The sequence below is a fragment of the Protofrankia sp. Cr1 genome (assembly GCF_963555865.1).
In the GTDB taxonomy this organism is placed as follows: domain Bacteria; phylum Actinomycetota; class Actinomycetes; order Frankiales; family Frankiaceae; genus Protofrankia.
Map to the genome: position 1 here is coordinate 1 of NZ_CAUVXO010000180.1, position 9,613 is coordinate 9,613.

At 67.7% G+C, this 9,613-nt stretch carries 8 protein-coding genes; all 8 read right to left on the reverse strand.

What is annotated here, in order from left to right; all coding sequences use genetic code 11:
• Positions 1 to 161: 161 nt before the first annotated feature.
• Complete coding sequence (locus U9980_RS15065) at positions 162 to 641, reverse strand: flavoprotein (RefSeq protein WP_322768484.1); 480 nt, start codon at positions 639 to 641, stop codon at positions 162 to 164.
• Complete coding sequence (locus tag U9980_RS15070; protein WP_322768485.1) at positions 638 to 781, reverse strand: hypothetical protein; 144 nt, start codon at positions 779 to 781, stop codon at positions 638 to 640. The genes U9980_RS15065 and U9980_RS15070 overlap by 4 nt, the downstream gene beginning before the upstream one ends.
• On the reverse strand, positions 778 to 1,737 hold the full coding sequence (locus U9980_RS15075; protein ID WP_322768486.1) for a hypothetical protein: 960 nt from the start codon (positions 1,735 to 1,737) through the stop codon (positions 778 to 780). Before U9980_RS15075 ends, U9980_RS15070 begins: the two co-directional genes overlap by 4 nt.
• A 307-nt stretch (positions 1,738 to 2,044) precedes the next feature.
• A complete protein-coding gene (locus U9980_RS15080) occupies positions 2,045 to 2,899 on the reverse strand; it encodes a thiopeptide-type bacteriocin biosynthesis protein (protein ID WP_322768487.1) in 855 nt (284 codons plus the stop codon).
• Positions 2,900 to 2,928: 29 nt separating this feature from the next.
• Complete coding sequence (locus tag U9980_RS15085) at positions 2,929 to 4,173, reverse strand: lanthionine synthetase C family protein (protein ID WP_322768488.1); 1,245 nt, start codon at positions 4,171 to 4,173, stop codon at positions 2,929 to 2,931.
• Complete coding sequence (locus U9980_RS15090) at positions 4,170 to 7,304, reverse strand: lantibiotic dehydratase (RefSeq protein WP_322768489.1); 3,135 nt, start codon at positions 7,302 to 7,304, stop codon at positions 4,170 to 4,172. The genes U9980_RS15085 and U9980_RS15090 overlap by 4 nt, the downstream gene beginning before the upstream one ends.
• A 53-nt stretch (positions 7,305 to 7,357) precedes the next feature.
• Complete coding sequence (locus U9980_RS15095) at positions 7,358 to 7,516, reverse strand: FxLD family lanthipeptide (protein WP_416210279.1); 159 nt, start codon at positions 7,514 to 7,516, stop codon at positions 7,358 to 7,360.
• A gap of 67 nt (positions 7,517 to 7,583) precedes the next feature.
• Complete coding sequence (gene fxlM / locus U9980_RS15100) at positions 7,584 to 8,831, reverse strand: methyltransferase, FxLD system (protein ID WP_322768491.1); 1,248 nt, start codon at positions 8,829 to 8,831, stop codon at positions 7,584 to 7,586.
• Positions 8,832 to 9,613 lie beyond the last annotated feature (782 nt).

Below are 9,613 nucleotides of genomic sequence, written 5' to 3' on the forward strand. Positions count from 1 at the left end.
CGCGCGCCGGCGTAGCGCTCCGACATGGGACTCCGCGACAGGAGATCTCCATGTGAGCACCGCACTCACGGGTTTCCTGCTCCGCCTGGCCGCTCCCTGCCCTGGTCGTCCTCGGTGTGCGGCGCAGGGAGCGTGTCGAGGATGGCCAGCCAGTCGCCCATTCAGGTGGGTGGGGATGCGGACGGGTCGACAACAACGGTGACGCCCCAGTCGGCGAGCTGGTCGAGGGAGCGACGGTATGCGGGATGCCGGGCGAGCGCGGGGTTGACGTTGGGGGCGACGACGATGGGAACGTCCATACCGAGGTATTCGCAGACGAGGCTGACGGCGAGGGTGTCGGCGATTCCGGCCGCAATCTTGTTGACGGTGTTGAAGGTGGCGGGGGCGACGACAAGGGCATTGGCCGGCGGCAGGACGTCAGGGTCGGCGGGCTTCTTGTAGGTACTGCGGACCGGATGCCCGGTGATGCCGGCCAGGTTCACCAGGTCGAGGAACGGTACGGCGTTCGGGGTGGCGAGGAGACACACATCCCAGCCTCGGATGCGGGCGAGGTCGACGAAGGTTGCGGCGTCGGCCGCTGGCGGTCCAGCACAGACGATGTGATAGAGGACGTCGGTACGCCGGGCGGGAGAAGCTGTCATGCGGCGAGGAACTCGTCGAGGCGGTCGACCGCGTCAACGGCAGCGGGGACGGTGAGCGCAGAAAGACGACGCCGCAACGTCCGGACCCGCCAGGTGGCTGCCGCGGGTCGGACGGTGGACGCGGTCTGCGAGTTGATCATTGCGAAGAAAGACCGAGAACTCGCGCCAGCTGTGTCTCGCTTGTCTTCGTGGAGCTCATGAGATTGTCTAGCAGGTCGGCGGGTATCATGGCGCGCTTGAGCCCTGACCACTCGACGATATCGGCCAGGGCGACCTTGTCGGCCTGAGTCATGCGTAACCGGCACTGCTCGTGCGAGAGCACGTCAGAAGCGCTGTACGCGTCGGTGCCGGCAACCGCCTCACGGACGACTCTGGCGACAACCTGCGACGTTTCTGCTCGGTGTGCACCGGCGGCGAGGTCGATAACGCACAGTCCCAGGCGGGTGTGGAAGAGAAGGTGCTCACGTGAGGGTTCGAGGTGGAGGTACGCGCGCACCATCGCAGCGGCGGAGGTGTCGGCTGGCCGGTTCCCAAGGCTGAGGCACAGTGTTCGCAGGCAGGTCGCGACGGCTTTTTCCCAGCGATCGGGTGCGGAGCTGTCGTCGAGCATGGTGATGGCGCCGTCGTGGTCGCCGGTCGTGCATCGCGCGAGAATGGCAACCTGGCGGCCGTCCAGCATTCGCATTCCGATGCCCTTGTACTGTTCGATGTGCCTGAGTGCGTCGCCCCATCGGCCGGCCTGTGTCAGTGCACGGGTGCCATCGGCCAGCAGGATGGTCCACAAAAATTTTTGAAGGGTTTGGCGTTCTTCCGTCTGGTTCGCGAATTTCCGGAAGTCGATGTTTCTGCCGTCGATCTCCGTGGTCGCTTCGGTTCGGACCGCATGGTAGGCATTCTCGAAGATTCGGTACGCGCGGGCGCCGTCACCGCGGCGTGTGGCCAGGCGGCCGAGGTTGACGATCGGTTGAAGCGCAAGGTTTCCTATCTTCGCTGTGAGCGGTGTGGCAGCCTGGAAGATCTCGAACTGTTGCCAGCAGAGCTGCTCAGCAAGATCGGAAAGGCCGCAGTCGCTGGCTATGAGGGCTGTCTTGTTCAACGCCTCGGCGGCCGACGATATTCGGATATCGTCGGCTTCTTGGGATGCTGATTGCGCAAGTCGACGAATCTCCTCCACGCGGAGGTGTAGGGCCCGACCGGGCGGCCTCGTGCGAGGCACGAGCGGAAACCAGTCCGCTGTCTCGGCGCGAAGAAGTGCGTGTTGTGCGTCCTGATCCTGACCAGCTCGCCGCATCTTTGTCCCCTATTGCCGGCCGCTCTTACCCTCGGTTTTTCCGTCGATGATGTACCCGTGGGAAATCCGTCGCCTCGGCACCGGCTTCGATCACCCCGATCACCGCATCCCTTCATTGGCCCAGGACGACTGCCTTGGCGGCGTTCGCGAGGAGGCTTTGTGTCGTGTAGGGCAGGCCGATACGGTTCCAGTGGAAGAGGACGTGGTGGGCGAGGACGGCTCGCGTACCACGGCTGAGCGTACCGTTGCGGGCGAGGTCGCCCATCGTCGCGCCTGCTTCGGTAAACGCGGCGGCCCAGTCGGAAAGGAAGGCGAGCGACCCGTTCTCCTGCATCAGGGGGCTGGTGAGGCTCGCATCCACGGTCATGAGTCGCCGTAGACCGGATACGATGCTGTGTAGCCGGTCGAGGGGTGTGTCGGAAGGAAGGGTCCGATTCTCGGCGACGCGTGCCCAGATATCTCCTTGTTCGTACCAGTCCTGTCCCGCGCCGCGCATCAGAATGCCGCACAGCAGGATCGACAGCTCGCGCCGCCCGTCCCCACGGCCTGTGGAGGTGGTGGCGCGGTCGCTGCCGAGGTAGGCGACGATATGTCGGCTGTCCTGATAAAACAGGTGGTGGGCAAGGTCCATGGCCGCGGCTCCGCCGAAGGCGTGCATCTCGGGTTCGTAGATGGTCTCGACCCAACTCGCGATGCGACCGGCGTCCCGCAGGGTGTCGAGGTGCCGGTGGATGAAAATCGTCGCGCCCTGCTCAACACTGGGCTGGGACGGCAGGAAGCGAAGGCGCCAGCAGGGGGCTTTTCGGATGAAGAACCACGACGCGATGAGTCCGGCTGTCTCGGCGCTGGCCATCTGCGGGCCCAGGTGCGCGACGCCGGTGTGTTCGGCCGCCGAGTAGTCGTCGAACCGGATGAACACCTGGCGCCACGACGGCCTCCTGGGGTGCGGGCCGGTGGCGTGGTTCATGCGAGGCGGTTCCTCCGTCCGGTTTCCGGTCAGGCGAGCAGGAGGCACCCGTCCCACCCGGTGCGCGGGGCGGTGTCGGTTCCGGCGGTATGCAGAGCGAGAGCTACGCCCGCGTGGCCGTCGAGGAACTCCGTTTCCCCGAGTGCCGGGCGGACCTGGGCGAGGAGCCTCGCGGTCAGGCGTGGCAGTTCAGCCGCGATGTCCGGCGTGTGGGCGTCGGCGGCCATCCGCCACGCGGCCTGGAACACGCCGGCCATGCCGTGGCACAGGCCGCGCTCGGTGATCCGGGCGAGTTGCTCGGGGTCGGTCAGGCAGCCGAGCATCGCGGTCTCGGCCACGCGTTGGCGAGCGGTGTCGCCGGTGGCCAGGCCCGCGAGTTGTTGAGCACGGGCCAGGCCGGGGGTGCCATAGCACCACGACGGCCGCCCGGGGCTGGCCTGCGCAACGTTTCCCCGGTGGACCTGTTCCACGGTGATGAACCCCGGCCACCACGGGCCGGAGGGGTGCTCTTGCTGCCAGGCGTCCAGCCAGGCGCACACCCGGCCGATGGCATCGACCTGCCCGTCTACGACGACACCGCGCCGCAGCGCGAGAGACAACAACATCAGTGCGGCGGCAATACCGTGCGACATGCCGAAGTTCCCATGACCGCCGGGGAAGTCCGGTGATGGGTCGCCGGTGGGGGCGAGATCGGTCCACCAGCCGGGCAGGCCATCGGTACGGCCATGCAGCGGTTCCGTCAGCCGGACAAGGTAGGACAGGACGGCCCTGGTGAGGTCGTCGTGCGGGCTGCGGCGCAGGTGGTAGGCACCGAGTCCGGCCAGGCCGCGGATGAGGTCGAACTCGGCCAGCACGGGGCGCTGCCCACGGTCGATACGCGCGTGGGCCGCCTCGAGGCGGCGGCGTGTCACGGCGGCGGTGGCCATGTCGAGGTCAGCGAGCGCTCGCGTGAGCTTGCCCGGCCGGTCGGCCGCCGCGTGGGTGACGAACGCCAGGGCCGGGGCGCCGAAGAACAGGTTGGCGTTGGGGCCAGCGCTGAGATCGTCGCGCACGGCAACGGACAGCCAGCCGTGCGCGGTGGTCCAGTCGCTGTGGCCGGTGCGAGCGCGTTCGATGTGGAGCAGAGCGATGCCCGCCGCGCCGCCCGCCAGCCCCTGCGGCAGGAACCGGCCACCGGCTTCACCGTTGCCCGCGGTACGGACGGTGTGCGGGTCGGCCAGGCGATCGGCGATGGCCGCAGCTGCGGCCATCGCCTGCTGGCGGGGGCGGCTCATGGGGCTTCTCGGGTTCGGGTGGTCCAGCTCAGGGCGGCGGCGCGGGCCAGTCGGGCGCAGGCCCGTTCGCTGTCCGGGGAGAGCCCCACCATGCGGACGACGTGCAGGTGCGTCAGATCTGGTAACACCCCTTTCGGAGCCGTCTCACCCGAGGCCGCGAGCGTGTCGCGGTAGGCGGCCAGCGTCGCGCGTCGTCTGGCCCATGTGGCCGCGATGTCCTCGCCGCCGGGTATCGCGCGCAGCGCGGCCCAGCCATCGTGCGGGTTCGCCAGCCGGATCGCTTGGTCGTGAACCTCCCGAACCGGGGCCGGGGTCCGGGTCGGGGTCGAGGTCGAGGTCGAGGTCGGGGTCTTGCCGGCATGCTCGATCAGCCAGCGCATGCCCTTACCGATCCCTCCGGTGAAGGACGCGGCTAGCTCGACCAGGCTCGCGGCGATGATGGCGTGCTGGTGCGGGGCGCCGCTGTGACCGGAGTGGGTCAACTGGGCGATCGCCGCGGCCGAATCGGCGGCGAACACCGACTCGGCGGCTGCCATCGCCGTGCCGGAGCCGAAACGTCCGGTCTCCGGATAGTAGGTGTCCAGCTGCACCTGCCCGACCAGGCCGAGGCGTCGCAGGCCAGCCACCCAGGCGCCGACACGTTGCCCGGTCTCACCGAAGGCGTCCGCTCCGTGCAGCCGTATCCGCAACCGCAGATGCGGCTCGGGGTCCTGGTATCGGATGAACCACCACTCTGGCGGGCTGTCCCACCTGGACAGCAGGCCGCGGAAATGGGCGGTGAGGATGGCGCTGTGCCGGTCCGGGTGCCCGTAGAGCTTCACGTACAGCCAGTCGCTGTTGCCGGGCAGGTGCCCGTGCTCAACGCCGACCGTACCGACGTGCCTGGTCCGCTGCGGACCGCGAGATCGCTTCGGCTGGCTGGTGGCCGCCAGGGGAACGACGATTTCGTGGGCACGCCCGCCGAACCAGCCGAACGCGCCGTCCTCCGGTGCCTCGCGCAGGGTGGCGTGCCCGGCACGGTCCAGGTCGGACCGCAGCAGGTGTAGGTGCGCGGGTTCGTCCAAATCCAGCCGGACACGGCGGTCGTCCGCACCCAGGAACACCGCGTCGGGGACGAGCAACCGGCGCCGCCACGCCGCCAGGCGCTCTAACCATTGCGGCCAGGGGGTCGCAGGGCCCGGCAGGTCGGTGGCGGCCAGAATCCAGCGGGCCGGGGACAGGATCGTGCGCCGGTACCGGACCCTGGGCAGGAACGGTAACCGGCTGGCGGCACCCCACGAGAACGGGGCGCACACGGCGGCACGCGCCGTACTGATCTCGCAGAGGAATCGCAGGAGCGGGTGGGCGGCGTTGGTGAACTCCACGGAGCTGAACACCACCGGCTCCACCGGGCGCCCCCCGGACAGCGACACCAGGTACAGCCCTCGGGCGTCGCCGCTCACCGCGAGGTCGTCCAGCGGGATCACACCGGAGCCGGGCGGACGATGTTCAGCCAGGGACACCACGTCGGGCAGAACCGCGGGGCTGCGGGCGACGTTCTCAGCCCGCGGGGACAGCGGGGGACACGACACCTGGACCGGAATCGCGTCTTCGCTCACCGTGGGCAGCTGCGCGTACGCGTCGACCATCCGCTCGCGGTCTGCACGGTCGAGGAGGTCCAGGAACCGGCCGGTCGTGGTTCCAGCCGCCCGGGACACCCCGGCGACGGCGAGGGAGAACTCGCCCCGGTCGAGCGCGCCCGCTGTCGGCGCATGAACACGGAAACGCAGTTCAGTGTGCGGCTGCACCTGCGCCATGGCGGCGTCGTCCACCGCCAAACCCGCGATCGTCTCCTCGCCGAGCACAACGTCGAGGCTGTGATCCATCGCGGCCGTCTGCGCCATCGCCAGCAACTGCACATCGCGCTCGGACAGCGCCGGTACGGGTGGCGGCTTCAGCCGCGCATCCCGGTACCCGGCGGGAAACCCCAACCCGGTATCGGCGTTGAGGATTTCCCTGAGGGGGACCAGCGCGCCGATCCCATACCGTTCAAGAAACCACCGGGCGTGGTAGTCCCGCCAGGCCGGGAAACCGGCGGGATACGGCGTCAGGCGGGTCAACACCGCCGCCGCGCCCTCCGCTTCCCGCGCGACTGCGTGCGGTAAGACCAACGCGCAATCAACCCGGAGATCGACCGCAACCGGCCGCTCGGTAGCCGAGACGGCGGTTATTTGCGCTGAGGCGGAGCTTCTGAGGTCCCGCCTCTCGGCGGACGAGGACATACGGTTGTGCCGGGACAGGTCAAGGTGGACGTCGCGGAGCCGGTGGAACAGGTCCGCAACCCGCGGGACCTCGTCGGCGCCCACCACCGCCAGCTCCTCGACGACATGCCCAAGGGGATCGGTCGCTGTCATAGGCGGGCGCAGGTTGCTGACCAGGATCTGTTGCGCGACCAGCGTGGCCAGCATCTCTTGTATCACCGCTTCCGGCGTCTCGGGGAAGTCGGCCGTCAGCTTCCCGGCCAGGTCACCGACACGGATAGGCGACCGCGCAGCTGTGATGACGGTCTCGACTGCCGTGGTGCACCGGACCGACACCTCCGCCGGAGCGGTGCGGCTCGATGCGCCTGCCTGCCGCTGGCAACCCACCACCAGCCTCCCGTCGCGGACAAACGCCAGGTTATTCACCACGACTGGCAGCAGACGCCGTAGCTCGGAGCACGTCTCCAGCCGAGTGATGGCGCCCGCCAACCATTCGGTATCAACCCGCGCCACGGCATGGTGCTCCTCGCCATAGCGCACCACGAGTTCGGGACCGAAGCGCGCCGACGCGACACCGGCGAACAGACCGAACGGCGTCGCCCGGCTGGTTGTCCGCAACAGATACCGGACCACTGACACCACCGCACGCCGTACCTGGCGCGCTGGAAGGGGGCGGCCGTCGCACACCTCCCGGACACGGAAAGCCAGAACCGGACTGGCCACCTCGATAGCCGCGGCAATCGCCTCGAATGCCCAAATCTGGCGCAGCCAACTACACCACTGCGCCACATCCTCATCCGTCCTGCCAGCCAGGTCCGGCCAGGGCGGAAAGTCCAGTCCAGACGGATGAGTGACTACTCGCACGACGGCCGCATCAACGAACCTGTACATGTTCGCACCCAACAGTCGGGGAGTAAAAGCGAAGGGCTGCCGGATAATGCGATCTAGCAGGTTGTCGCGGGGCAGGCGGTCTCGCAGGTCTGTCCGCAGCCGTCGTCGGTGAGCCGCATCAGTTCTGCGATCACGGGCCCGGATTCGACGATGCTGACGTCGAGATCAAACTCCGATGCCGCTGCTGGAGAGAGCGGCGCATCCACGTCCATCTGAGTTGTCACAGATTCCTCCTTGACTGGTTGCTGTGCGAGCTTCCGCTGTCGGTCAGTGCACCCGTTATCCGGGCCAGGAAATGACGACTCGCGTCTGGTTTTTATCGATGACCCGCCCTCGGGGAAGGTCATCGTCCGGGGTCGCCGCGGTGTATACGGCGATGCGCGCTCCCGGACCTCCACGGTGTTCGCGGTCCCACGTTCGGATCAGCGCCACGTACTCCTCCGCGAGAGCCTCAGCCTGCGGACCATGGGCGACCACACCGAACTCGAACCTGGTGCGCTCGGAGTCCACCGGTCGTGCTGCGGCACGGTAGGCGAACGTCTTACCCGCCACGATCGTCTTTGCCCCCCGGCGCGCCGACGCGGCGACAAGTCCGCTGTCGATCACGTCGTTCGTTGCCGTGAGGAGAGCAAAATCATCCACCGCCGTGGCGAGCCACAGGTCCAAGTCGTCGAGCGGCTCGAACCCGCCGATTTCGACTCCCGACCATCGCTCCACCCTGGCCCCGTGTAGGCCATCGCGTAGGCGGTCGGCGTCAACCGGATGGTCCCCGTCGACCCACAGGCTGACCTTGTCCCCCTCGAGCGCGACCAGGCGCTCGGCGTGGGCGCCGGCGCCCTGCATCGGCACGAAGCCACACAGGTGATAGGCCCGACTCACCAGGTGACCCCCATCGCGCTCAAACGCCACCGAGCGGGTCAGCCCGCGCATCCGAAGCGGGACGACCATCCGCCCGCCCTCGGCAAGTTGATCGGACCACGCAGGCGGGATGTCCCAGGCGCCGACGGTGACGATCACGCGATCGTAGGGGGCAAATTCTGGCACACCGCCCCCAGCGTCCGCCAACACCACGTTGACCCTGTCGTACCCCGCAACCGCCAGGCAGTCCCGGGCACGCTCGACCACGTCCGGGTCGATGTCGACCGTGGTGACCTCGCCGGTCTCGCCGACGAGTTCGGCGATCAACGCCGCGTTGTAACCACCCGATCCAATCTCCAAGACCCGCATACCAGGTTCGAGTCGGGCCTGTTCCAGCATCGTCGCCTGGATGTGCGCCGCGGAGACGGCACTGATGGCCGCACCGTGCTCGTCCCTCTTGGTGACCACGGAGCTGTTGGCAGCATAGGCCCTCTCCAAAAGCTCCCCCGGCGCAAAGAGGTGCCGTGGCACGGTGCGGAAGGCGTCGGCGACCTGGTCACTGCGGATCGCATTCAGTTGACGCAATTCACCGATCATCGCCTCGCGCAGCGCGTCAGCCTGCGTGGCCTCGTCAGCCGCGCCACCGCCGGTGTCCCGGAATATAATCACGTAGTTACTCTTTCAGGCAGGAATGGACGAGTCAAACGACCGAGTCAGGAAGCCCTACTTTCAGAGGCGAGGGCGTCGAATCAGCCCCAGTCTCGCAGGTCGATGTCCACCGAGTCATTCCCAGCGGTGGGAAAATATCATTCCCATATCGCCACAGCACCTGAGCTGCGGAAATACGCGCCGGTGCGCGCAGGTTTTCCCACGCATGACCGTCACTGCCGTGCCAGACGATGTGGCCTCGGAGTGGTCGGTCGTCGTAGGATGCGGAATGAAATAACCTGCGCACCCTGAGCCCCCCGCGAACCCGCGACCTGCGAAGAAACGTGCAAGAATGCACTTGTTACTTCATTACAGATCCTCAGGGCGCAAATGAAGGTGCTCGTCGGGCGGGCCGTATGTCTCGCTGGAGACTTCGGAAATTGTGGCTGTCGTGGCAAGAATCACAATCTCTGACTCGGGGGTGGAGCCTCTGTGCTCGGACGTCAGCTGTGAATTGCAGCGAGTCTGGCCACGGTGGTGTCGGTGGCCGGGGAGCCGCTGAGTGTTTCCGTTCTGTTCGGCCCGTACTGCGCATCGGGTGTGGCCGTCTAGTTCGGTTGTCGAGGGCGCTTGCGGCGGGTGCCTCGAGATCGTCAGCGCACCGGGCGGGCTGGGTCAGAGCCGGGGCCCCTCTGGGGTGGCTTGACCCAGCCCGCCCGGTGCGCTTTCTCGGGGAGGCCCCGCCGAGCGCCCTGGCCATCTGGGCACGACCGCAGAATTCGTACGGGATCGGCATAGTCGAG

What these genes read in the sequence shown, in the direction of transcription:
- U9980_RS15065 (WP_322768484.1), bottom strand. Translation starts at nt 641, where the DNA reads ATGACAGCTTCTCCCGCCCGGCGTACCGACGTCCTCTATCACATCGTC.
- U9980_RS15070 (WP_322768485.1), bottom strand. Translation starts at nt 781, where the DNA reads ATGATCAACTCGCAGACCGCGTCCACCGTCCGACCCGCGGCAGCCACC.
- U9980_RS15080 (WP_322768487.1), bottom strand. Translation starts at nt 2,899, where the DNA reads ATGAACCACGCCACCGGCCCGCACCCCAGGAGGCCGTCGTGGCGCCAG.
- U9980_RS15085 (WP_322768488.1), bottom strand. Translation starts at nt 4,173, where the DNA reads ATGAGCCGCCCCCGCCAGCAGGCGATGGCCGCAGCTGCGGCCATCGCC.
- U9980_RS15090 (WP_322768489.1), bottom strand. Translation starts at nt 7,304, where the DNA reads ATGTACAGGTTCGTTGATGCGGCCGTCGTGCGAGTAGTCACTCATCCG.
- U9980_RS15095 (WP_416210279.1), bottom strand. Translation starts at nt 7,516, where the DNA reads ATGGACGTGGATGCGCCGCTCTCTCCAGCAGCGGCATCGGAGTTTGAT.